This window comes from Propionicicella superfundia DSM 22317 (assembly GCF_000423465.1).
Classification (GTDB): Bacteria; Actinomycetota; Actinomycetes; order Propionibacteriales; family Propionibacteriaceae; genus Propionicicella; species Propionicicella superfundia.
On the sequence record NZ_AUIA01000020.1, the window covers coordinates 35,479 to 57,901 of the forward strand.

At 69.9% G+C, this 22,423-nt stretch carries 20 protein-coding genes; 9 read left to right on the forward strand and 11 right to left on the reverse strand.

Annotated elements, in window-relative coordinates:
- The first annotated feature begins 7 nt into the window (after positions 1 to 7).
- The 5 genes from rpsK to G555_RS17880 all read left to right on the forward strand — a co-directional run bounded on the left by rpsK (position 8) and on the right by G555_RS17880 (position 4,468).
- Complete coding sequence (gene rpsK / locus G555_RS0104160) at positions 8 to 415, forward strand: 30S ribosomal protein S11 (protein WP_028707897.1); 408 nt, start codon at positions 8 to 10, stop codon at positions 413 to 415.
- A 23-nt stretch (positions 416 to 438) separates the two neighbouring features.
- Positions 439 to 1,044, forward strand: a complete 606-nt coding sequence (gene rpsD / locus G555_RS0104165; RefSeq protein WP_028707898.1) for a 30S ribosomal protein S4 — start codon at positions 439 to 441, stop codon at positions 1,042 to 1,044.
- Positions 1,045 to 1,122: 78 nt separating this feature from the next.
- Positions 1,123 to 2,139, forward strand: coding sequence for a DNA-directed RNA polymerase subunit alpha (locus G555_RS0104170; RefSeq protein WP_028707899.1), 1,017 nt, complete (start codon positions 1,123 to 1,125; stop codon positions 2,137 to 2,139).
- 22 nt (positions 2,140 to 2,161) lie between these two features.
- The gene (rplQ, locus tag G555_RS0104175) at positions 2,162 to 2,758 is read left to right on the forward strand and encodes a 50S ribosomal protein L17 (protein WP_028707900.1); all 597 of its coding nucleotides are present in this window, start codon (positions 2,162 to 2,164) and stop codon (positions 2,756 to 2,758) included.
- A 444-nt stretch (positions 2,759 to 3,202) separates the two neighbouring features.
- Positions 3,203 to 4,468 carry an MFS transporter gene (locus G555_RS17880; RefSeq protein WP_036921218.1) on the forward strand — a complete coding sequence of 422 codons (1,266 nt, stop codon included), beginning with the start codon at positions 3,203 to 3,205 and terminating at the stop codon, positions 4,466 to 4,468.
- A gap of 72 nt (positions 4,469 to 4,540) precedes the next feature.
- Here G555_RS17880 and G555_RS0104185 read toward each other — a convergent pair whose 3' ends face one another.
- The 9 genes from G555_RS0104185 to trmB form a co-directional block, all read right to left on the reverse strand.
- On the reverse strand, positions 4,541 to 5,146 hold the full coding sequence (locus G555_RS0104185) for a superoxide dismutase (RefSeq protein ID WP_028707901.1): 606 nt from the start codon (positions 5,144 to 5,146) through the stop codon (positions 4,541 to 4,543).
- A 111-nt stretch (positions 5,147 to 5,257) separates the two neighbouring features.
- Positions 5,258 to 6,055 (reverse strand): ECF transporter S component family protein, encoded by a 798-nt coding sequence (locus G555_RS0104190; RefSeq protein ID WP_036921197.1) that lies wholly within the window; start codon positions 6,053 to 6,055, stop codon positions 5,258 to 5,260.
- Between the two features lie 5 nt (positions 6,056 to 6,060).
- Complete coding sequence (locus tag G555_RS0104195) at positions 6,061 to 7,647, reverse strand: ABC transporter ATP-binding protein (RefSeq protein WP_028707903.1); 1,587 nt, start codon at positions 7,645 to 7,647, stop codon at positions 6,061 to 6,063.
- On the reverse strand, positions 7,644 to 8,888 hold the full coding sequence (locus G555_RS17885) for a CbiQ family ECF transporter T component (RefSeq protein WP_051208416.1): 1,245 nt from the start codon (positions 8,886 to 8,888) through the stop codon (positions 7,644 to 7,646). The genes G555_RS0104195 and G555_RS17885 overlap by 4 nt, the downstream gene beginning before the upstream one ends.
- Positions 8,861 to 9,802 carry a hypothetical protein gene (locus tag G555_RS0104205; protein ID WP_028707904.1) on the reverse strand — a complete coding sequence of 314 codons (942 nt, stop codon included), beginning with the start codon at positions 9,800 to 9,802 and terminating at the stop codon, positions 8,861 to 8,863. Before G555_RS0104205 ends, G555_RS17885 begins: the two co-directional genes overlap by 28 nt.
- On the reverse strand, positions 9,799 to 10,920 hold the full coding sequence (locus tag G555_RS0104210; protein ID WP_028707905.1) for a prenyltransferase/squalene oxidase repeat-containing protein: 1,122 nt from the start codon (positions 10,918 to 10,920) through the stop codon (positions 9,799 to 9,801). The genes G555_RS0104205 and G555_RS0104210 overlap by 4 nt, the downstream gene beginning before the upstream one ends.
- A 264-nt stretch (positions 10,921 to 11,184) precedes the next feature.
- The gene (locus G555_RS0104215; RefSeq protein WP_028707906.1) at positions 11,185 to 11,781 is read right to left on the reverse strand and encodes a class I SAM-dependent methyltransferase; all 597 of its coding nucleotides are present in this window, start codon (positions 11,779 to 11,781) and stop codon (positions 11,185 to 11,187) included.
- Positions 11,778 to 12,635, reverse strand: coding sequence for a tRNA pseudouridine(38-40) synthase TruA (truA, locus tag G555_RS0104220; RefSeq protein ID WP_211223169.1), 858 nt, complete (start codon positions 12,633 to 12,635; stop codon positions 11,778 to 11,780). Before truA ends, G555_RS0104215 begins: the two co-directional genes overlap by 4 nt.
- Positions 12,625 to 13,341 carry a tRNA (guanosine(46)-N7)-methyltransferase TrmB gene (trmB, locus tag G555_RS0104225; protein WP_051208418.1) on the reverse strand — a complete coding sequence of 239 codons (717 nt, stop codon included), beginning with the start codon at positions 13,339 to 13,341 and terminating at the stop codon, positions 12,625 to 12,627. The genes truA and trmB overlap by 11 nt, the downstream gene beginning before the upstream one ends.
- Positions 13,342 to 13,411: 70 nt before the next feature.
- Here trmB and G555_RS0104230 point away from each other — a divergent pair, with 70 nt between their 5' ends.
- Positions 13,412 to 13,825 carry a YccF domain-containing protein gene (locus tag G555_RS0104230; protein WP_028707909.1) on the forward strand — a complete coding sequence of 138 codons (414 nt, stop codon included), beginning with the start codon at positions 13,412 to 13,414 and terminating at the stop codon, positions 13,823 to 13,825.
- A 766-nt stretch (positions 13,826 to 14,591) separates the two neighbouring features.
- Here G555_RS0104230 and G555_RS0104235 read toward each other — a convergent pair.
- The gene (locus G555_RS0104235) at positions 14,592 to 16,646 is read right to left on the reverse strand and encodes an elongation factor G-like protein EF-G2 (RefSeq protein ID WP_028707910.1); all 2,055 of its coding nucleotides are present in this window, start codon (positions 16,644 to 16,646) and stop codon (positions 14,592 to 14,594) included.
- Positions 16,647 to 16,798: 152 nt separating this feature from the next.
- Between G555_RS0104235 and G555_RS0104240 the strand changes: the two genes are divergently transcribed.
- The 3 genes from G555_RS0104240 to G555_RS0104250 all read left to right on the forward strand — a co-directional run bounded on the left by G555_RS0104240 (position 16,799) and on the right by G555_RS0104250 (position 20,618).
- Positions 16,799 to 18,148, forward strand: a complete 1,350-nt coding sequence (locus G555_RS0104240; protein WP_028707911.1) for a sn-glycerol-1-phosphate dehydrogenase — start codon at positions 16,799 to 16,801, stop codon at positions 18,146 to 18,148.
- 75 nt (positions 18,149 to 18,223) lie between these two features.
- Complete coding sequence (locus tag G555_RS0104245) at positions 18,224 to 19,894, forward strand: ribulokinase (RefSeq protein ID WP_028707912.1); 1,671 nt, start codon at positions 18,224 to 18,226, stop codon at positions 19,892 to 19,894.
- Between the two features lie 19 nt (positions 19,895 to 19,913).
- A complete protein-coding gene (locus G555_RS0104250; protein WP_028707913.1) occupies positions 19,914 to 20,618 on the forward strand; it encodes an L-ribulose-5-phosphate 4-epimerase in 705 nt (234 codons plus the stop codon).
- Positions 20,619 to 21,104: 486 nt separating this feature from the next.
- On the opposite strand, the gene G555_RS0104255 is transcribed toward G555_RS0104250, so the two are convergent.
- Positions 21,105 to 22,385: a citrate synthase gene (locus G555_RS0104255; RefSeq protein ID WP_028707914.1), complete on the reverse strand. Its 1,281-nt coding sequence runs from the start codon at positions 22,383 to 22,385 to the stop codon at positions 21,105 to 21,107.
- Positions 22,386 to 22,423: the final 38 nt, after the last annotated feature.

Below are 22,423 nucleotides of genomic sequence, written 5' to 3' on the forward strand. Positions count from 1 at the left end.
CAGACACATGGCAACAGCAGGCCGCGGCGCCGCTTCCAAGAGCAAGGTCCGCCGCAAGGAGAAGAAGAACATCGTCGCCGGACAGGCGCACATCAAGAGCACGTTCAACAACACGATCATCACGATCACGGATCCGACCGGCGCGGTGATCGCGTGGGCGTCCGCCGGCACCGTCGGCTTCAAGGGCTCCCGCAAGTCCACGCCGTACGCGGCCCAGATGGCCGCCGAGGCGGCCGGCCGCCGCGCTATGGAGCACGGCCTGAAGCGGGTCGACGTGTTCGTGAAGGGTCCGGGATCGGGCCGCGAGACCGCGATCCGCTCCCTCGGGGCCATCGGCTTGGAGATCGGTCCGATCTCCGACGTGACGCCCGTTCCGCACAATGGCTGCCGCCCGCCGAAGCGGCGTCGCGTCTAGGTCGAGAGGAGACGAGGAGAACCATGGCCCGTTACACAGGTCCGATCACCAAGAAGTCCCGTCGGCTCGGCACCGACCTGGTCGGCAACGACAAGGCGTTCGAGCGTCGTCCCTTCCCCCCCGGCGTGCACGGCCGCGGCCGCACGAAGGACTCGGAGTACCTCCTGCAGTTGCGGGAGAAGCAGAAGGCCCGTTTTGCGTACGGCGTGCTGGAGAAGCAGTTCCGCCGCTACTACCAGGAGGCCCATCGGCAGGCCGGCAAGACCGGTGACAACCTGCTGATCATCCTCGAGTCGCGCCTCGACAACGTCGTGTACCGCGCGGGCTTCGCGTCGACGCGCCGCCAGGCGCGCCAGCTCGTCGTCCACGGGCATCTGCTGGTCAACGGCAAGTCGGTCAACGTGCCGTCCTACCGCGTCAGCCAGTACGACATCATCGACGTGAAGCCGAAGTCGGTGAACCTCGATCCATTCGTCATCGCTCGCGAGACGTTCGACGATACGACCGTTCCGGCGTGGCTCACCGTGCGTCCGAACCGGATGCGGATCCTCGTGCACCAGCTCCCGGTGCGCGAGCAGATCACCATCGACGTGTCCGAGCAACTGATCGTCGAGCTCTACTCCAAGTAACACACCGGCCGGCCGGGAACCCCCCGGCCGGCTCCCTCCCGTCAGCCGTCATATAGCGGGCGGCCGAAAGGAACAAACATGCTCATCGCACAGCGTCCCACGCTCACCGAGGAAGTCGTCGGCGACTACCGCTCGCGTTTCGTCCTCGAGCCCCTGGAGCCGGGCTTCGGCTACACCCTCGGGAACTCCCTGCGCCGCACGCTGCTGTCGTCCATCCCGGGCGCGGCCGTGACCAGCGTCAAGATCGCCGGCAACCAGCACGAGTTCTCGACCATCGAGGGCGTCGTGGAGGACGTCACCGAGATCATCCTCAACCTGAAGGGTCTGGTGCTGTCCTCCGAGGAGGACGAGCCCGTCGTCATGTACCTGCGGAAGGCCGGCCCCGGCGAGGTCACCGCGGCCGATATGGCTCCGCCGGCGGGGGTCGAGGTGCACAACCCCGACCTGCACATCGCGACGCTGAACGAGAACGGCAAGCTCGAGATGGAGCTCGTCGTGGAGCGTGGCCGCGGCTACGTGTCGTCCATCCAGAACAAGCATCCCGACGCCGAGATCGGCCGGATCCCGGTCGACTCGATCTACTCGCCGGTGCTGAAGGTGACCTACAAGGTCGAGGCGACGCGCGTCGAGCAGCGAACCGACTTCGATCGGCTCATCATCGATGTCGAGACGAAGCCGTCCATCCGCCCGCGGGACGCCGTCGCGTCCGCCGGGCGCACCCTCGTCGAGCTCTTCGGGCTGGCCCGTGAGCTCAACGTCGACGCCGAGGGCATCGAGATCGGCCCGTCGCCGGTCGATGAGCAGCTCGCGGCGGACCTCGCGCTGCCGGTGGAGGATCTCAACCTCACCGTGCGGTCGTACAACTGCCTCAAGCGCGAGGGCATTCACACCGTCAGCGAACTCGTGTCCCGCTCCGAGCAGGATCTCCTCGACATCCGCAACTTCGGTTCGAAGTCGATCGAAGAGGTCAAGGAGAAGCTCGCCGAGATGGGGCTCTCGCTGAAGGACAGCAACCCCGGATTCGATCCGCTCAAGGCCATCGGCCGGTACGACGAATCCGAGGAAGCGGACTACGCCGATTCCGAACAGTTCTGAGTGACACCAGGAGAACCACACCATGCCCAAGCCCACGAAGGGGGCCCGCCTGGGCTCCAGCCCCGCCCATGAGCGGATCATCCTGGCGAATCTCGCGAGCCAGCTCTTCGAGCACGGCCGGATCACGACGACCCAGGCACGTGCCAAGCGTGTTCAGCCGCTCGCCGAGTCGCTGATCACGAAGGCGAAGAAGGGTGACCTGCACAACCGGCGGCTGGTGCTGCGCCGGCTCACCGACCCGGGCATCGTGCACGTCCTGTTCACGGAGATCGCGCCGTCCCTGGCCGATCGTGAGGGCGGTTACACCCGGATCACGAAGGTGGGCATGCGGCAGGGCGACAGCGCGCCGATGGCCGTCATCGAACTCGTCACTGAGTCCGTCGAGGAGTCGCGGGCCCGCAAGGAGAAGGCCGCGAAGCCGACGGCCAAGAAGGCCCCGGCCGCCGCCGCGGCAGAGACCGATGTCGTCGAGGCCGAGGAGGTCGTGGAGGCCGACGCGGTCGACACCGAGGACGCCGAGACACCCGACGAATCCGAGACCGTGGCGGAGGCCGACACCGACGCCGACGCCGAGGACGAGGTCGCCGACGAGGCCGAGGACACGACCGAGGCGAAGTAGTCGAATCCGCCTCGGTCGCCATCGACCGGGGCCGGAACAGCGAGGTGGGGGAGAGCGATCTCCCCCACCTCGCTGTTCGGTGTCTCGCGACGTCACGTTGTGCTGTGTTCATTGAAGAGCCCTGATCGGATCGCAGGGCGTGGTGTGGCCCCGACGATGGCGCGGGCGCTGACCGCCAGGTTGTGCGGCATACCGGCCCCGATGCCGGTATGCCGGAGAGGTGACCGCCGCCTTGTGAGGCATATGGCCTCGTGGACCCGCGCTCGTAACCCGTGCAAGGTGGCGGTCAGTCCGCGGCGGCGGCGCGGCCCAGGCCCGTATGCCGCACAAGGTGGCGGTCTTCGACGACGGCAGGAAAACGGTTTGCCCGTGCCCCGGAACCGCGAGATGATCGACGGGTCTGGTCCACTCGGACCGTCCCCCGCCATGTCGAAGGGAAGCAGCATGCGTGCGTCCGCCGCCACCCGTGGCCTGCTCACGAGCCGGCCTTTCGTCACGCTGCTCGCCGCTCGCACGCTGTCGATGCTCGGGCTGTCGTTCTCGCCCGTCGCGCTCGCGTTCGGAGTCCTCGCCCTTCCCCACAGCGGGGCCGGCGAGCTCTCGATCGTCCTGGCGTCGCAGATGGTGCCCCTCGTCGCCTTCCTGCTCGTCGGCGGCGTCGTGGCCGACCGCTACCCGCGCTCGAGGGTGCTGCTCGCCGGTGCGCTGCTCAGCGCCCTCGCGTGGGGCACGATCGGGCTCATGTTCCTATCGGGATGGGCTCCCCTGTGGGCGCTGTGTACGGCGGCCGCCTTCGCGGGCCTCGCGGGCGCCCCCGTGTACCCGGCGCTCAACGGGATCATCCCCGACCTCGTCCCGGTCGAGCATCGTCAGCAGGGCAACGCGTGGCTGGCCATGGGAGCGTCGGGCGCCCGCCTCGCGGGGCTCGTCGCGGGCGGGGCGATGGTCGTGTGGCTGGGCGGGGGCTGGGCGATGATCGCCGCCGGAGGCATGTATCTCGGGGCGGCGATCCTCGTGAGCACGCTTCCGCGCGTGGCCGACACGCTGGCCGACAGCGAGACGAGCCCGCTGCGGCAGTTGATCGAGGGGTGGAGCGAGTTCTCGTCACGGCGCTGGCTGTGGGCGACCGTGGCGCAGTGGGCCGTGATGATCATGGTGCTCCAAGCGGCCAACGGGGTTCTCGGCCCGGTCATCGCGGAGACCGAGCTGGGCGGCGCGGGGGTCTGGACGACCGTGCTCGCCGCCGAGGCGCTCGGCGCGGTGGTGGGCGTCGCCCTGTCGATGGTCTGGCATCCTCGCCGGCCGATCCTGGCCGCGACGCTGCTGACGCTCAGCGCGGGCCTCCCGGCGCTGCTGCTCGGCGTGTCGGCACCTGTGTGGACGGTTGTGGCTGCGGCATTCGTCGCGGGCATCGGCTTCGACCTGTTCGGTGTCTGGTGGATGACGACGATGCAGGACGAGGTGCCGGCCGAGTCCCTGTCGCGCGTCGCATCCTATGACGCGCTCGGATCGCTCATGCTGGGGCCGGTCGGTCTCGCCCTCGCCGGGCCGGCCGCTGTGGTGTTCGGCGCCCACGCCTCGCTCGTCGGCGCCGGCCTCATCGCCCTCGCCGCGACAGTGTTCACCCTGAGCGTGCCCGAAGTCCGCACGCTGCGGGCGCGGCGGCACACCGTCGCCGATCCGGGCGACGTCCTGGTGCCGACGTCCTGACGAGCCCGGCGCCCGAGAACGGGAACGGGCGGTCTTTCCGTCAGCCGGAAGACCGCCCGTCGAGCGTGAGGGTCAGAGCGTGGCGGCCTTGGCCTTCGTGAAGCGCTCGGTCACGTCGGCCCAGTTGACCACGTTCCACCACGCGTTCACGTAGTCGGCCTTGACGTTCTTGTACTGCAGGTAGAACGCGTGCTCCCACATGTCGAGCTGCAGCACCGGCAGTTGGCCGACCGGGACGTTGCCCTGCTGATCGTAGAGCTGGTTGATGTTCAGCCGGCCACCCAGGGTGTCCCACACGAGGAGGGCCCACCCGGAGCCCTGGATGCTGTTCGCCGTGGCCGCGAAGTGCCCCTTGAAGCCCGCGAAGGAGCCGAAGTACTCGTCGATGGCCGCCGCCAGCTCCCCGGTCGGCTCGCCGCCGCCGTCGGGAGACATGTTCTTCCAGAAGACGGAGTGGTTGATGTGGCCACCCAGGTTGAAGGCCAGGTCCTTCTCCAGCTTCGGGACGGCTCCGAAGTCGCCGGTCGCGCGGGCCTCCTCCAGCTTCTCCAGCGCGGTGTTCGCTCCCGCGACATAGGCCGCGTGGTGCTTGTCGTGATGGAGCTGCATGATTTCGGGCGCGATGTGCGGGGCGAGGGCGCCGTAGTCGTAATCGAGATCGGGAAGGGTGTAGACCATCGGTTGCTCCTGTTCGTTCACGGATGATCGGGGTGCTCTTCTGTGCAACCTAGCCCACCAGGACGGTATTCCCCAGTGCCGGAGCGTGAGACGCGAACGGCCCGCGCACCGTCAGCCCGTGGCCGGGACGAAGTGGGCCTTGCGCACCGAACGGCGCAGGATCGACAGCAGCGGACCGCCCATCACCGCGATCATGAGCACGGTCGTGACGGCCCTGCCGAGGTTCCATCCCATCGACGTTGCGATGTTGTACAGGACGAAGGTGTGGATGTTCTCCAGCGCCCCGGCGGCCGGGTCGAAGCTGAACTGCGTGTGGGAACCGACCCCGAACGGCCAGAACGCGAAGTCCATGAGCCAGCCGTAGGCGAACGAGGCAAGGGCGCCGTAGGCACCGAGCAGCACGAGTTCCCACCGGCGTCCGGCGGGGGGCAGGAGCCCGGCGAAGAAGCCGACGAACCCCGAGGCCACCATCTGGTACGGGAGCCAGGGCCCGACGCCTCCGGTGAGGATCGCCGACGCGAACAGGGACAGGTTTCCCATCGCGAACCCGAACCCCGGCCCGAACACCCGGCCGGCGACGATCATCGGGAAGAACACGAGTTCGAGCCCGGCTGTCCCCGCGCCGAGCGGGCGCAGCGCGGCCCCGACCGCCGTCATGACGCCGAGCATGGCCAGCGACTTCGCGTCCATTCCGCTGCTGCCCAGTTCGGACAGCACGACGGCGAGGACGAACGGCAGGACGACCGCGAACACCAGCGGCGCCTGCGTCGCGGGCAGATCCCAGGTCGGCGGGATGATCAGCGGCCACGCGAACGCCGCGAGCCCGGCGACGGCCGTGAGGACCAGGGTGACGCGGCTCATCCACGTGAGGCGGACGAGTCCGCCGCGGGGCGCCGGGGCCACGAGCATCCGGCTCATGTCACGACCACCTCCCTCACCGACATGATCGGCTGCGGCGCGAACACCTTCGCCAGTTGCGGTGCGAAGGCGGGCGACGACCCGCACACCTCGCGGGTCGTCCCGTCGGCGACGATCTCGCCCTCGGCCATCAGCAGGGCGCGGTGGGTGGCCGCGGCGGCGAACTCCACATCGTGCGTGACGACGACGACGCAGGCGCCGTCGGCGGCGAGGCCGTCCACGATCCGCGACAGATTCGCCTTCATACGGTAGTCGAGCCCGCGGGTCGGCTCGTCGAGGAGCACCACGGGCGGAGCGGCGGTGAGCTGGATGGCCAGCACCAGCGACAGGCGCTGCCCCTCGGACAGATCGCGCGGGTCGGCGTCGGGGCGGACGCCGCCGTCCAGCCGGGCGAGCACCGTCGCGCAGGTGCCGGCGGGCGCCAGGGATTCCCTGTCGGCCTGCGCGCATTCCGCCGCCACGGTTCGCAGGTACAGCAGGTCGCCGGCCGATTGCGGCACGAGGGTGACCCGTCGGCGTGCGGCCGCCGCCGACAGCGACCGGGGATCGACGTCCCCCGCCACGACGAGTTCCCCGGTGCTCTTCACGGCTCCCTGCAGGGCGTTCACCAGCGATGACTTGCCCGAGCCGTTGCGGCCCATGAGCGCCGTGATCGTCCCGCCGGCGAGGTCGAGGGAGACGCCCTTCACGGCACGGAGGTCGCCGTAGGAGACGGTGAGGTCGCGCGCGGACAGGAGCGGCGGTCCGTCCGGAACGGGGGCGTCCGCGACCTCCGCCACGGTGATCCGCTCGCGCGCGATGCGCCGGCGCGCCTCCCGCACCGACAGCGGGACCTCGTCCCAGCCGAGCGTGTGTGCCAGGGCGGCGAGGGGAGGCACGACGTCGGCCCGGCCCAGGATGCTGCGCGGCGGCCCCGATTCGACCGTCCCGTCGCCGGTGACCCACACCGCGACGTCGGCTGCCTGCATGACGCGCTCGAGCCGGTGCTCGGCGAGCACGATGGTGAGCCCGACCTCGTGGACGAGGGTGGTCAGCGCCGCGAGGACGTCCTGCGCGGCGGTGGGGTCGAGTGCGGAGGTCGGCTCGTCGAGGACGAGGACGCGCGGCTGCGCGGCGAGGACCGACGCGATGGCGACCCGCTGCTGCTGCCCGCCGGACAGGTCGAGCAGAGGTCGCCTGCGCAGTTCGGCGATGCCCATCAGGTCGAGGGTCTCCTCGACGCGCTTGCGCATCGCGACGGGGTCGACGCCCAGTTGCTCCATGCCGTAGGCGATCTCCTCCTCGACGGTGTCGGTGACGAAACCGTGGAGCGGGTTCTGCCCGACGTACCCGACGACCTCGGCCATGTCCTTCGGCCGGTGCTGCGACGTGGTGCGCCCGTCGACGGTCACGGCCCCCGACAGGGTCCCGCCCGTGAAGTGCGGGACGAGGCCGTTCATGGCTCCGAGCAGCGTCGACTTGCCGGTTCCCGTGCGGCCGACCACGAGGGCGAGGTCGCCCTCGCCGATTCTGAGATCGACGTCGCGGAGCGTGGGCCGCGCAGCGCCGTCGTAGGTGAAGGAGACCCGGTCGAAGACGATCACGACGTCACCAGCTCTTCGTCGGGACGCCGAGCGCCGGGGTCGGCGATGCCGGTGCGGCCGGTCGCGGCGGCATCGCCCCGCCGGGTCGCCGGGGGTGTCCGGCCGGGGGCGCGGGTGACGAGGATCGGAAGGGCCGTGAGGGCGGCGGCGACCACGAGCGCCGGGTGCAGGGAGGGCCACGTGGCCGGCATGAACGACGGGTTGAGGACGTCGGGGTCGAGGGTCGCGCCGAAGAGGGCCCAGACGCTCTCGTTGCCCAGTGCCAGCACGATCGCGAGCACCAGCAGGCCCGACACCGTCACGGTCCACTCCTGGATCCCCCACGGGTCGGGGCGGTACCGGGTGACGGCGATCTTGTCGCGGGACGCGCGCAGGCCGGCGACGACGCCGAGCGCACCGGCACCGAGGCAGCCGAAGGCGACCGGTCCGGGGTCGCCGGAAGAACTGAGCAGCAGGAAACCGCCGAGGGTCGCGACCATGGACGAGACGAGCAGCAGGGCGTTCGTCCACGTGCGTCGCCGGCTGGTCGTGCGGGTGCGGCCGAAGCCCCGCGCCTCCATCGACGCGGCCAGGGACACGGAGCGGTCGACGGCGTCGGCGAGGATCGGCACCAGGTAGGCCTTCACGGCATCGAGCCCGCGGGCCCGCCCGCCGCGCAGGCGACGTGCGGTGCGGACGCGGAAGGCGCTTTCGACGAGCTGCGGGGCCACGCTCAGGGCGATGACGACGGAGACCGAGATGTCGTGGAGTGCAGCCGGGACGGCGCGCAGAGCCCGGCGGGGATTGGCGAGTGCGTTGGCCGCGGCCACGGCCACGAGCATGACGACGAGCCGCAGGCTGTCGTACAGCGTGTAGAGGATGCCCTCCAGGGTGACGTCGCCTCCGAGCCGGATCCCCTGTGCCCAGTCGGGCAGCGGGATCTCGGGCAGCGTGAACAGGACCGTCTCGCCGAACCCGCCCCCGACGAGGATGCGGAAGAACATCCGCACGCCGATGACGACGCCGGCCAGCCAGAAATAGGCGCTGATCGAGCGTGCCCAGGGAGCGTCGCTGCGCCGCAACAGGATCACCGCGAGCAGCGCCAGCCCCACGAGCACGAGGAAGAGCGGGTTGGTCGTGAGATTGACGGCGATCGCGACGCCGAGCGCCCACGCCCACCAGGCCCACGGGTGGAGGATCTGGTCCGCAGGCCTGGCGAGGGTCGGGCGAGGGGTCAGCGGAACCGTCCGATCCGCAGCCACCACACGCCGAGCCCGCCGGCGACGAGCGCGACGCCGCCGAGGGTGCCGATGAGGGCCCACGGGGTCGCGCCGCCCGAGGCGGCCTGGTCGGCGGACGAGCCGCTGAGCGCGCCGGCGGTCTGATCGGGATCGGTGGCGGCCGTCGTGCTGCTCGCCGGGGAGGCGGAGGAGGACTCCGCCGGGGACGGGGGTGCCGACGCCGCGCTCGTGGACGCGCTGCCGGCCGCCGTGGACGCCGGAGAGGCCGTGGCGGTCGCGGAGCCGGACCTCTTCGTCGAGCCGGAGCCCGTCTTCGTGGAGCCGGAGCCCGTCTTCGTGGAGCCGGAGCCGCCTGAGGTGGACCCGCCGGAACCTCCCGAGGCCGACGATGTCTTCGTGGCTGTCGTCGCCGGGGCCTTCGTGGTGGCCGGGGCGGTGACCGTGGGCGGGTACTGCCCCGGCGCGGGGGGCTTCGTCGTGTTGACGTCGATGAACCGCCAGCCCTCGGCGCTGCCCTTGGCGGGCTTGTACACCCCGGCGCCCTGCTGCGAATAGCTCCACGTCGACCAGGTGCCGTCCGAGTTCGGGCTGGAATGCCAGTACGACCAGTACGAGGACGCGGTGACCTTCCCGTTCGAGGGGACGCCGTCGATGCGGTTGAGGAAGCCCGCCGACTTCTCCGTGTAGCTGAACCCGGCGCTGGTCAGCGCCTGCATACCGGTCCCGTACGACGTCGCACAGCCACGGCTGATGCCATCGCCCAGTGCCGAGGCGTCCACGATCACCCACACCCCGGAGCAGGTGGCCGGCGCGGCCGGCTGCACCGGCCCGGGTGCGGCCATCGCCGCGGGGGCGCCCGCCGCCAGCAGCAGCGCGGCCGCTCCCGCGGCGATGGAGGTCGCGATCCGGGCGGGCCGGGGGCGCGCAGTGGTCACGCCCGCGGCTTCCTGCGGACCAGCAGCGCCGTGCCCGCTCCGGCGGTGACCACCGACAGGGCGAGCAGGCCGGCGCCGACGTCGGCGCCGGTGTCGGCCAGCTCCTCGCCGGATGCCGTGGAGGACGCCGTGGCGGACGCCGTCGTGCCCGTTGCCGTCGAGGTCGCCGTCGTCGTCGGCGAGCCGGTCGTCGTGGCGGTGGGCGACGTGGAGCCGGATTGCGTGGAGGTCGGCGTCGCCGTGGGGGCCGTCACGGTGTAGGTGATCGTCAGGAACGTCTCTCCGGTGAGCGCGAGGATGCCCTGCTGCGTGGCGAGCAGGTCGGGGTCGTTCGCGCCCGAGGCGCCGGTCTTGAGCCCGCCGTTCGCCACCTGCTGCGACACGACGTAGTCGGCGGCGTTCGTCGCTGCGGCTCCGGTCATGAGCGGCCCGAGCAGACCCGTGGAGTTCACGGGGGAGTAGTTGGACCAGCTCCCGTCGGGCTGCTGCTGGGTGGCGACGAAGGCCAGCGCGTCGGCCAGCGCGGGATCGGTGGACTGGGCCGCCTGCAGTCCCAGGATGGCGAGCGCCGTCATGTCGGTGTCGTAGGTGGACTCGCCGGTGGCCCAGGTGAAGCCGCCGTCGGCGGACCGGTAGGTCAGCAGGTAGGTGACCATGCTCGACGGGATGGTCTCACCGTTGCGAGCCAGTGCGACCATGGCGATCCCGGACGAGAACGGGCCGGGCCAGTCGCCGATCGAGCCGTCGCCGCCGATGCCCGCCTGGACGAGCGCGATCAGGTCCTGACCGCCGAAGTCGGAGGCGTCCTGGCCGGTCGCGGCGGCGACGATGGCCAGCTTGGCCGCCGTCACCGCGTCGCCGGAGGCGATGTAGGACGCCGCCTGCGCCTTCAGGTAGGTGAGGCGGTTGAAGATCTCGTCGTTGTAGGCCGTATCTCCCGTCGACGCGAGCGCCAGGACGTCATCGGCGACGGTTCCGGGCGTCCAACCGGACTGGGTGTGGTTCGCGACGATCCAGTCCGCCGCCTTGGTGGCCTCGGCGCTCGCCGCCCTGGCGGGGCTGACGAACACGACGAAGGAGAGCGCGATCGCTGCAAGGATCGCGAGAGTGCGTTTCATCCGCTTGTCCTTTCTGTGAGTCATCCACACCTTGGGCAAGCGGACCTCGGCGCGTTGACGGTCGGGATCACCAGGCATTCCGGCTATACGGCTGCGCGTCAGTCCCGGAGTCTCACCGGGTTCCCCTGCAGATCCGAGGGACACTCTAGTTCACTTCGGGCGGCGCCATCGCCGCGGGGCCAGGCGGTCGCGTGCCGGTCGGCGACGACGGGGCGCCCGTGCCCGCAGGAGGTCACCGGATCGGGCGTCCAGGGCTGCCGCTGCTCACCGCGGACGGGTCACCGTGAGGACGCGGAAGCCCTTCGCGCTCGCCGTGCGGGAGGCGTCCCAGCCCTGCCCCTGGAGCCACGACTGCAGCGAGTCGGCTCCGAGGTTCCGGCCGACGACGAGTTGCGCGACACCGTCGTCGGCCAGGCGGCCGAGCCACGTGACGAGCAGGTCGTGCAGGGCGGTCTTGCCGATCCGGATGGGCGGGTTGGACCAGATCTCGTCGTAGCGGTCCGATCGGCTCGCCTCGTCGGGCCGTAGCGCCCGGATCCGGTCGCCGAACCCGTGGCGGGCGGCGTTGTCGCGGGTCAGCTCCAGCGCGCGGTCGTTGACGTCGACCGCGTCGACGGTCGCCGCGGGGCACGCGGCGGCCAGCGCCAGCGCGATCGGCCCGTACCCGCACCCGAGGTCGAGGAGCCGGCGGGATCCGGAGCGGGGAAAGACCGAACGGAGCAGGACGGCGGTGCCGAGGTCCAGCCGGTCGCCGGAGAAGACCCCTCCCGACGTCTCGACGGTGAAGGGGGTGTCGAACAGGGTGACCGTGATCTCGCGGCGGACGTCCGCGCCGGACGGTGTCTCGAAGTAGTGGCTCACGGCTCCCCCAGGGTGCGCACGGCACGGGCTTCGCGTGCCCGCGCGGCCAGCTCGGCCGGCGAGGGATAGCCGACCTCCTCCAGCACCAGGCCGTTGGCCGCCATGACGCGGATCTGGCTGCTGCGTGTGCGGGCGGCGAGGGTCCGGTCGAGCCAGGCGCCGTCGCGGCGGCCTTCGCCGACGGCGACGAGCGCGCCGACCAGCGAGCGGACCATCGAGTGGCAGAAGGCGTCGGCGACGACCTCGATCTCGATGAGGCCGTCGGCGTCCTGGGTGAGGGTGAGCCGCTGCAGGTCGCGGATCGTCGTCGCCCCCTCGCGAGCCTTGCACAGCGAGGCGAAGTCCCGCAGGCCGACGAGGTGGGGGACGGCGTCCCGCATCGCGGCGACGTCCAGCGGCTGCGGGTACCGGGCGACGAAACCACGCCGCAACGGGTCGACGGCCCCGTCGGCGTCGAGCAGCCGGTACACGTATCGCCGCCAGATCGCGGAGAACCGCGCATCGAATCCGGGGGGTGCGGGAGCGACGGCGCGCACCGCGAGATCCTCCGGCAGTGCCCGCCGGTAGCGCTGTGCGAGCTCACCCGCGAGCGCGCCCGCGTCGTCGGGTGTGCCCGGGAGGTCGACGTGCGCGACCTGGCCGCGCGCGTGAACGCCGGCGTCGGTCCGGCCCGCACACGTGAGTTCCACCGGGTCGGGGAGCCGCAGGATGCGTTGCGTCCAGTCCTCCAGGTCGCCTTGCACGGTGCGCAGGCCCGGTTGGGCGGCCCAGCCGTGGAAGGCGGTGCCGTCGTAGGAGATGTCGAGGCGCAGCCGCACCGTCGTGGTCGCGTGGAGCGTGTCGTCAGTGGTCATCGGCCCGTCCGTATTCGAGGTCGCGAATCGTCCGCCCGGCGGCCAGGCCTCGGGCCTCGAACCGGGTGAGCGGGCGGACGTCGGGACGCGGGGCCCACCCGGCGTGCAGGTTCACCAGGCCGGGGCACGCGTCGAGGACGTCGCGCATCACCAGCGCATAGTCCTCCCAGTCGGTCGCGAGCCGCCACGTCCCGCCCGGCGCGAGACGCTCGGCCACGAGTCCGGCGAAGCGCGCGTCCACCAGGCGCCGTTTGTGGTGCCGGGCCTTGTGCCATGGATCGGGGAAGTAGGTCACGACCTGCGTCAGGGAGCGGGGCCCGAACAACGTGCGCAGCCCTTGCTCGCCGTCGGCCTGCACGAGGCGGACATTGGTCGTGCCCGCAGCGTGCAGTCTGGCGACGATCCCGGCGATCGCGGGCTCGAACACCTCGAAACCGATGATGTCGAGGTCGGCCCGTTCCAGCGCGAGGGACACGATGCTCTCGCCGTGGCCGGGCCCGATCTCGACGACGCGCGGCGCGGAGCGGCCGAAGGCGGCATCCCAGTCGACGTGGGCGTCGGCCGCGATCGACGTGGACCGGTCGGCGGTGTCGACGGGGACGAGGTACCGGGAACCGTACCGGTCGAGGGCGGCGCGGAGGTTGGGCCGCATCCGAGTGCTGCGTCGCACGTAGGAGACAACCTGACGGTGGCTCGGGTGCGACATGGGGACAATCTAGCGAAACCCCTGATATGCCCGGGGGCGGGCATCGGCTTCACTGGTAGCGGAGGTCTACATGCGCACACTGCTCAACATCATCTGGCTCGTCACCGGCGGGATCTGGCTCGCGCTGGGTTATGTCCTGTTCGGGATCGTCGCGTGCGTCTTCATCGTGACGATCCCGGCGGGTGTCGCGTCGTTCCGGATGGCCCGCTACGCCTTCTGGCCGTTCGGTCGGGCGGTCGTCGAGCGCCCGGGAGGCTCAGGGGTGATGTCCGGCGTGTCGAACGTCGTCTGGTTCCTCGTCGCCGGGCTGTGGCTGGCCGTCGGCCACGTCTCGACCGCCGCGGCGCAGTTCGTCACCATCGTCGGCATCCCGCTGGCCATCGCCAACCTGAAAATGATCCCCGTCACCTGCTTCCCGTTCGGCAAGCAGATCGTCGATTCGGATCAGTTGCCGCCCGGAGTGCGGCCCCTGCACTCGCTGTGACGGTCGACGTCCGTCCGTTCCGTCGTCTGACCGCCAGGTTGTGCGGCATATCGGGCCGGTTGCCGGGCTGGAGCGGGCTGACCGCCAGGTTGCATGGCTTATGCGGCTCGAATTCGACGTCGTATGCCTCGCAAGGTGGCGGTCACCTCTCGCGGGCCGCGGCATCGGGGTCTGTATGCCCCACAACCTGGCGGTCAGTGCCCGGGGCGCGACCGGACGCCACCCGCGCCGAGGTGGGCGTGTGGTCTTGTGGTTCGGGCGGATGGTGTCGGGGAGCGTGGTTGGGGCTGGCCCGCGCCGAGGTGGGCGTGTGGTCTTGTGGTTCGGGCGGATGGTGTCGGGGAGCGTGGTTGGGGCTGGCCCGCGCCGAGGTGGGCGTGTGGTCTTGTGGTTCGGGCGGATGGTGCCGTGAGCGTGGATGGGGCTGGCCCCCGCCGAGCTTGCGAGGCGGGTGGTTGCGAACGGCACCATCCCCCGAACCACAAGACCGAGCCGAGCGCAGCGCATGTCCGAACCACAAGACCGAGCCGAGCGCAGCGCATGTCCGGACCACAAGACCGAGCCGAGCGCAGCGCATGTCCGGACCACGGGGTCGAACCGAGCGCAGCGCATGTCCCGAACCACAAGACCGAGCCGAGCGCAGCACACGTCCCGGACCACGGGGTCGAGCCGACCGCAGCACACGTCCCGACACGGGACCGACCCGATCCCCCGGATCGACACGACAGAGCCGGGCGGTCCGAGGGACGTCACCGGGCCGGACGCATCACTGCTTCAGGTATGCCTCCGCCAGGTTGGACGGCAGCAGCTCGTAGCCGTGGAACTCGCGGGTGAACTTGCCCGTGCCGCGGGCCAGCCCCCGCAGGTCGATCGCATAGCGGGTGAGCTCGGCCTGCGGCACCAGCGCGGTGATGATCGCCTGGTGCGAGGTGTTCGAATCGGTTCCCAGAAGCTGACCGCGCCGGTTGGACAGGTCGGTCATCACCGCTCCCATGTACTCCTCGCCGACCGTCACGGTCACGAGGTCGAGCGGCTCCAGCAGCGCGGCCGTCTTCCCCGGCACGGCCGCCTCCTTCATCGCCAGCGAGCCGGCGAGCTGGAACGCCATGTCGGACGAGTCCACCGAGTGGGCCTTCCCGTCGAACAGGGTGACCCGGACGTCCACCATCGGGTATCCGGCGATGACGCCCTTCTCCAACTGGGTGCGGACGCCCTTCTCGACGCTCGGGATGAACTGGCGGGGGACCGCACCGCCGACGACCTTGTCCACGAACTCGAAGCCTGCGCCCCGCTCCAGCGGCTCGACCTCGATGTCGCACACGGCGTACTGGCCGTGCCCGCCGGACTGCTTCACATGGCGTCCCTTGGCGGTCGCCTTGGCGATCATCGTCTCTCGTAGCGGAATGCGCAGGGGCTCCTGCTCGACGCTGACGCCGTAGCGCTGCGTGAGCCGGTTCAGCAGCAGGTCGGCGTGTGCCTGACCGGCGGTCCACAACACGATCTGCTCACCGCTGGAGCGGTCGACCCGGACGGCGGAATCCTCCAGCGACAGCCGCTGCAGGGCGGCGGGGAGCTTGTCCTCGTCGTTGCGGGTCACGGCCTTGATCGCGATCGGCAGGAGCGGCTCGGGCAGCGTCCACGGCTCGACGGTGACGTAGTTGTCGATCGCCGACAAGGTGTCGCCGGTCTCGGCCTTCGACAGTTTCGGCAGCATCACGATCTCACCCGCGATGGCGGACGTGCGCGACTTCAGCTCCGTGCCCACGGCGATGCTGAGCTGCCCGATGCGCTCCTCGGCGGCGGTGGTCATGTTCGAGAGCCGGACGGTCGAGTCGGCGTGCAGCGTCCCGCTGAACACGCGGACCATCGAGAGCCGCCCGGCGAACGGGTCGGTCGTCGTCCGGATGACCTGGGCCACCAGCGGGGCGTCGGGAGCGGCCGGTGCAGGGCCGAGGCTCTCGCCCTGCGGGTTGAGCAGGTCGGGATTGGGGTGCAGCGACGGTGTGGGGAAGCCCTTCTCGATGAGGGAGATCAGTTCGTCGATCCCGACGCCGTTGTGCGCCTGGACGGGGACGACCGGGTAGAGGTTCGCCGAGGCGACCGCGCGGCACATGTCGGCATACAGCGAGGCGCCGTCGATCTCGTCCCCGGCGAGGTAGCGGTCCATCATCGCGTCGTCCTCGGACTCCTGGATGATGCCCTCGATCAGCGGAGGACGCAGCTCGTCGAGGACCTCGGCGTGCTCGGCGCCGGACGGCCCGTCCACACGGGAGCCGCCGGCGTAGTCGTGGAGGTTCGTCGAGACGAGGCTGAGCACCTGCAGAATCCGCCCATCGTCGTCCACGTACGGGTAGTGGCTGGCCTGCACGCCCGCGCCGAAGACCTGCTGGCAGTTGTCGAGGGCGGTGATGAAGTCGGTCCGTCCGGCGTCGAGCTTCGTGAGGGCGATCGCGCGCGGCAGGTTCGCCTCGGTGGCCTCCTGCCACAGGCTTGCTGTCGCGGCGTCCACGCCGTCGGCCGCCGACACGACGAACACCGCGGCGTCGGCGGCGCGCATGCCCGCCCGCAGCTCGCCGACGAAGTCGGGGTGCCCCGGCGCGTCGAGGACGTTCACCCAGGCGGGACCGGCCGTGAAGGACGTCAGGAACAGGGCCGCGGCGCGCTCGGGGCTTTCCTTCTCACCGCGATAGCCGGGCACGCGAGATTTCAGGAGCTGTTCGAGGAGCGTGGTCTTGCCGGATCCGGCCGCCCCCACGAGGACCACGTTCCGCAGCTGGTCTGCCGACGTCACCTGTGTGCTTTCGTTCACCTTTGAACTCATGTTTGTCCACCTTGATTCAGCTGAGTGTCACAAATGTAGCCTGCTTTGGTTGACCCATGGCTCCTTTGCGAGACCCCCTGGTTCCACTGGTGGGCACACCGCGTCCCGGCTAGGCTCAAAACTGTTGTCTCAGAGCGACAGAAGGAGCGTTGATGCCCGAGAGCCTGATCGACAAGGCCCTTGAAACCGCGACCGACACCCATGCGATCGAGATCGGTCGGGGCGTCGTCGCCACCACGGGGCGCCTCTTCGCGGAGCGTTTTCCCGGCAGGGCGGGCATCATCGTCGCCGACGAGAACCATTGGCGGGTCGCGGGCCGGCAGGTCGTCGAGTCCCTCACCAGCGCGGGCGTGCGCCTGCTCGATCCGTACGTCTTTCCCGGCACGCCGACGTTGTACGCCGGGTACGACAACGTCGAGACCGTCCGCGAGGAGCTCCGCGGCAAGGACGCCGTCCCGATCGCCGTGGCGTCGGGCACCCTCAACGACATCGTGAAGCGGGCCTGCGGCGAGCTGGAGATCGAGTACCTGTGCGTCGCGACCGCGGCCTCGATGGACGGTTACGCGTCGTACGGGGCGTCCATCACGAAGGACGGCTTCAAGCAGACCCTCACGTGTCCCGCGCCGGCGGTCATCGTCGCGGACCTCGACATCATGGCGGGTGCGCCTGAGCGCCTCACCGCGACGGGCTTCGGGGACCTCATCGAGAAGGTCCCGGCCGGGGCCGACTGGATCATCTGCGACGAGCTCGGCATCGAGAAGATCGACCCCTATGTCTGGAGTCTCGTGCAGGGGCCGCTGCGGGAGTCGCTGGCCGATCCGCAGGGGTGCAAGGACGGCGATCCCGAGGCGATCAGCGGCCTCGCGTCGGGTCTGGTCATGTCGGGTCTGGCCATGCAGGCCTACCAGTCGTCACGCCCCGCGTCGGGAGGCGGCCACCACTTCAGCCACCTGTGGGAGATGGAGCACTACGGGCTCGACTGGGATCCGCCGTTGTCGCACGGCTTCAAGGTCGGGCTCGGGACGGTCTCTGTCGCCGCGCTGTACGAGGTCGTCCTGGCGGCGGACCTGGCGTCCGCGATCGACGTCGACGCCGCCGTCGCGGCCTGGCCGACCTGGGACGAGACCGAGGCACAGCTCAAGGCGGCGCTCACGCCCGATCTGCATGAACCGGCGCTGGCGCAGACCCGGGGCAAGTACCTCGGCTCCGACGAGGTCCGTGCCCGGCTGGAGCTGACCATCGAGCGCTGGCCGGTCATCGAGAAGCGGCTGCGCGAGCAACTGCTGCCCGCCGCGGTCCTGAAGGAGAAGCTCGACACCGTCGGGGCGGTCACCCACCCGTCCCAGATCGGGATGCCGATGGACCGCTTCCGCGACACCTACCATCGGGCCCGGTGGATCCGCACCAGGTTCGTCCTCACAGATCTGCTCACCCAGGCCAACCTGCTCGATCCGTTCGTCGACGAACTGTTCGCTCCGGGCGGGTTCTGGGCCGAACAGTAGCGTCACCTCACGCGCTGGCTCCCGCCGGCGAACCCATGGCCGTTCCCCCGGCCCCGAGAAAGGAATCTCACAACGATGTCAGATGAAAAGTACGTGTGCGGGATCGACTTCGGCACGCTGTCCGGACGCGCGATCATCGTTCGAGTCAGCGACGGAGAGGAGATGGGCAGCGCCGTCCACGAGTACAAGAACGCGGTGATGGACCGCGTCCTCACGGCGCATGCCGACGAGCCGCTGCCGCCCGACTTCGCCCTGCAGTACCCGGAGGACTACATCGAGGTCCTGAAGATCGCGGTGCCCGAGGCGATCCGCCGCTCCGGCGTGAAGCCCGAGGACATCATCGGCGTCGGCACCGACTTCACGTCGGCCACGATGATCGCCACCGACGAGAACGGCTGGCCGCTGTGCCAGCGTCAGGAGTTCGCCGACCACATCCACGCGTACGTGAAGCTGTGGAAGCACCACGGCGGGCAGGCCGAGGCCGACCAGATCATCGCCCTGGCGAAGAAGCGCGGCGAGAAGTGGCTGAAGCGCTACGGCGACACCCTCTCGTCGGAGTTCATGCTGCCGAAGCTGCTGGAGACCTTCCACAAGGACCGCGCCGTGTACGACGCCATGAAGTGCTACGTGGACGGCGTGGACTGGATCGTGTGGCAGCTCACCGGCAACTACGTGCGTTCCGCCGGCGCCACCGGGTACAAGGCCCTCTACCAGGACGGCACCTTCCCGTCGCAGGACTTCTTCGCCGAGCTCGATCCCGAGTTCGCGAACGCCTTCGACAAGCTGGACGCGCCCGTGGGGCAGCTCGGCGACAAGGCCGGCGAGATCACCGCCGAGGCCGCGGCCTGGACGGGTCTGAAGGCCGGGACGCCGGTCGCGGTCGGCAACATCGACGCCCACGTCACCGCGCCCGCCTGCCAGGCGGTCGAGGACGGGCAGATGACCGCGATCCTTGGCACCTCGTCGGTGTTCGTCGTCTCCGGGCCCGAACTGCGCGAGGTCCCCGGGATGTTCGGCGTCGTCGACGGCGGGCTGGTGAAGGGCTCGTGGGGCTTCGAGGGCGGCCAGTCCGCCGTGGGCGACATCTTCGCGTGGTTCACGCAGAACTGCGTCCCGCCGTCCTATCACGACGAGGCGGCCGGCCGGGGCATCTCTATCCACGAGCTGCTGACGGAGAAGGCGGCCGATCAGGAGATCGGGCAGCACGGCCTGGTGGCCATCGACTGGCACAACGGCAACCGGTCGGTCCTCGTGGACGCGAACCTGTCCGGCGCGATCGTCGGCCAGACCCTCACGACGTCCCCCGAGGACCAGTACCGGGCGCTGATGGAGGCGACCGCGTTCGGGTTCCGGGTGATCATCGAGGCGTTCGCCGAGAACGACGTCGAGATCACCGAGGTCGTCGCGGCCGGTGGTCTGCTGAAGAACAGCTTCCTCATGCAGATGTACTCCGACGTGACCCGCAAGCCGCTCTCGCTGGCGGTGTCGGCGTATGCCGGCGCTCTCGGCTCGGCCATTCACGGCGCCGTGGCGGCCGGGGCGTACCCCGACGTCCCCGCGGCCGCGAAGGCGATGGGCAAGAAGATCCCCAACGCCTACACGCCGAGCGAGGAAGCCGCCGTGGAGTACGACAAGCTGTACGCCGAGTACAAGACCCTCCACGACTACTTCGGCCGTGGCGGCAACGACGTCATGTACCGGTTGAAGGACATCAAGCGCGAGGCCGCGGCCCGCAAGCACGGCTGACCGAGAGAGGAAGGCGCACATGGGGATCCGGCTCGTCGACCTGCCGGCGGAGATCCAGGACGCGGTGCAGCGCACGCGGGAGGACGTCGCCTCCCTGCATGCCGAGCTGACCCGCTACGGCCTGGTGGTGTGGACCGCGGGCAATGTCTCGGGCCGGGTTCCCGGCGCCGACCTCCTGGTGATCAAGCCGTCCGGGGTGTCCTACGACGAGCTCCGGCCCGACACCATGGTGGTGTGCACCCTCGACGGGGTGAAGATCGACGACGGGACGCCGGCCGGGCTGACGCCGTCGTCCGACACGGCGGCGCACGCGTACGTGTACCGGCACCTGCCCGGGGTCGGCGGTGTCACCCACACCCACTCGACGTATGCGACGGCGTGGGCCGCGCGCGGGGAGGAGATCCCCTGCGTGCTGACGATGATGGCCGACGAGTTCGGCGGCCCGATCCCGGTCGGGCCGTTCGCCGTCATCGGCGACGACTCGATCGGGCGGGGGATCGTGGAGACCTTGGGTGAATCGCGGTCGCCGGCCGTCCTCATGCGCAACCACGGTCCCTTCACGATCGGCACCGATGCCCGTGCCTCCGTGAAGGCCGCCGTCATGTGCGAGGAGGTCGCCCGCACGGTCCACGTCTCGCGGCAACTGGGTGACCCCGTGCCCATCCCGCAGGATCTGATCGACCGGCTGTACGACCGGTATCAGAACGTGTACGGCCAGCACTGACGGGGTCGCTCGTGAACTGGCGGTTGAGCTTGTCGAAGCCACCGTCCTTTCGGCAGGCTCGAGGACCTGGGAGGGACGGGCTCAAGGACCCGGTGGTTGAGCTTGTCGAAGCCACTGTCCTTTCGGCAGGCTCGAGGACCTGGGAGGGACGGGCTCAAGGACCCGGTGGTTGAGCTTGTCGAAGCCACCGTCCTTTCGACGGGCTCAAGGACCTGGGAGGGACGGGCTCAAGGACCCGGTGGTTGAGCTTGTCGAAGCCACTGTCCTTTCGGCAGGCTCGAGGACCTGGGAGGGACGGGCTCAAGGACCCGGTGGTAGCTTGTCGAAGCCACTGTCCTGTCGGCAGGCTCGAGGACCTGGGAGGGACGGGCTCAAGGACCCGGTGGTTGAGCTTGTCGAAGCCACCGTCCTTTCGACGGGCTCAAGGACCCGGGAGGGACGGGCTCAAGGACCCGGTGGTTGAGCTTGTCGAAGCCACCGCGGAGGTCAGTTGCGGTCGTAGAGCCCCTCGTAGTCGCGGGTGGGCTTGCCGGTGTAGATCTGCATCGGCCGGGCGATCTTCTGCTCGGGATCGGTGACGCCCTCGGCCCACTGGGCCATCCAGCCGGCCGTCCGGGGCACGGCGAACAGGACGGTGAACATCGACGGGGGGAAGGACAACGCCTCGTAGATGAGGCCGGAGTAGAAGTCGACATTGGGGTACAGACGCCGTTTCACGAAGTACTCGTCCTCGAGCGCGATCCGCTCCAGTTCGAGGGCGATCTTCAGCAGCGGGTTGACGCCGACGGCGTCGAACACCTCCCGCGTCGTCGCTTTGATGATGCGGGCGCGCGGGTCGTAGTTCTTGTAGACGCGGTGGCCGAAGCCCATCATCCGCACCCGGCCGGCCTTGACCGCCTCGATGAACTCCGGCACGCGGTCGAGCGAGCCGATCTCGCGGAGCATCTTCAGGACGGCCTCGTTGGCGCCGCCGTGCAGCGGGCCGAACAGCGCCCCGATGCCTGCGCCGGCGGAGGTGTACGGGTCGTTGCCGGCCGATGCGACCGAGCGGACGGCGTTGGTCGAGCAGTTCTGCTCGTGATCGGCATGGAGGATGAACAGCACCTCCAGGGCGCGGACGAGGCGCGGGTCGGTGGCGTAGCGCGGCTCGCTGCCCTGGAACAGCATGGCGAGGAAGTTCTCGGTGTAGCTCAGCCGGTCATCGGGGTAGACGAACGGACGTCCGACCGCGTGGCGGTAGGCGAAGGCCGCGAGCGTGGGCATCTTGCCGATGAGCCGCAGGATGTTGACGTAGCGCGACTCCTTGTCGTGGATGTTGCGCGAGTCCGGGTAGAACGTGTGGAACGAGGCCACGGCGGACATCATCATCGCCATCGGATGAGCGTCGAAACGGAAGCCGTGGATGAGGGTCTTGACGTTGTCGGGCAGGCGGCGGTGGCTGTTGACGGCCTGTTCCCATTCCGCCAGTTGCGGGGGGGTCGGCAGCTCGCCGTGGAGCAGGAGGTAGGCCGTCTCGAGGTAGGTGGACTTCTCGGCCAGTTGGTCGATCGGGTACCCGCGGTACTCCAGGATCCCTTTCTCACCGTCGATGTACGTGATGGACGAGCGGCAGGCCGCCGTGTTCATGAAACCGGGGTCGTAGGCGGCGAGACGCTCGTCTCCGACCGCGAACTGGCGCAGATCCGTCGCCCGGATCGCGCCGTCGGCGATGGGCAGTTCACCCTCGGCGCCGGTTCGGTTGTCGCGGACACTGAGAGAATCGGTCATGGTCGTACCCTAGGTGGCGATGGAAGCTCAGGAGGCCA

Bases quoted from the DNA above. Each gene is read 5' to 3' on its own strand.
- rpsK (WP_028707897.1), top strand. From the start codon at position 8: ATGGCAACAGCAGGCCGCGGCGCCGCTTCCAAGAGCAAGGTCCGCCGC.
- rpsD (WP_028707898.1), top strand. From the start codon at position 439: ATGGCCCGTTACACAGGTCCGATCACCAAGAAGTCCCGTCGGCTCGGC.
- G555_RS0104170 (WP_028707899.1), top strand. From the start codon at position 1,123: ATGCTCATCGCACAGCGTCCCACGCTCACCGAGGAAGTCGTCGGCGAC.
- rplQ (WP_028707900.1), top strand. From the start codon at position 2,162: ATGCCCAAGCCCACGAAGGGGGCCCGCCTGGGCTCCAGCCCCGCCCAT.
- G555_RS17880 (WP_036921218.1), top strand. From the start codon at position 3,203: ATGCGTGCGTCCGCCGCCACCCGTGGCCTGCTCACGAGCCGGCCTTTC.
- G555_RS0104185 (WP_028707901.1), bottom strand. From the start codon at position 5,146: ATGGTCTACACCCTTCCCGATCTCGATTACGACTACGGCGCCCTCGCC.
- G555_RS0104190 (WP_036921197.1), bottom strand. From the start codon at position 6,055: ATGCTCGTGGCCCCGGCGCCCCGCGGCGGACTCGTCCGCCTCACGTGG.
- G555_RS0104210 (WP_028707905.1), bottom strand. From the start codon at position 10,920: ATGAAACGCACTCTCGCGATCCTTGCAGCGATCGCGCTCTCCTTCGTC.
- truA (WP_211223169.1), bottom strand. From the start codon at position 12,635: ATGACCACTGACGACACGCTCCACGCGACCACGACGGTGCGGCTGCGC.
- trmB (WP_051208418.1), bottom strand. From the start codon at position 13,341: ATGTCGCACCCGAGCCACCGTCAGGTTGTCTCCTACGTGCGACGCAGC.
- G555_RS0104230 (WP_028707909.1), top strand. From the start codon at position 13,412: ATGCGCACACTGCTCAACATCATCTGGCTCGTCACCGGCGGGATCTGG.
- G555_RS0104235 (WP_028707910.1), bottom strand. From the start codon at position 16,646: ATGAGTTCAAAGGTGAACGAAAGCACACAGGTGACGTCGGCAGACCAG.
- G555_RS0104240 (WP_028707911.1), top strand. From the start codon at position 16,799: ATGCCCGAGAGCCTGATCGACAAGGCCCTTGAAACCGCGACCGACACC.
- G555_RS0104245 (WP_028707912.1), top strand. From the start codon at position 18,224: ATGTCAGATGAAAAGTACGTGTGCGGGATCGACTTCGGCACGCTGTCC.
- G555_RS0104250 (WP_028707913.1), top strand. From the start codon at position 19,914: ATGGGGATCCGGCTCGTCGACCTGCCGGCGGAGATCCAGGACGCGGTG.
- G555_RS0104255 (WP_028707914.1), bottom strand. From the start codon at position 22,385: ATGACCGATTCTCTCAGTGTCCGCGACAACCGAACCGGCGCCGAGGGT.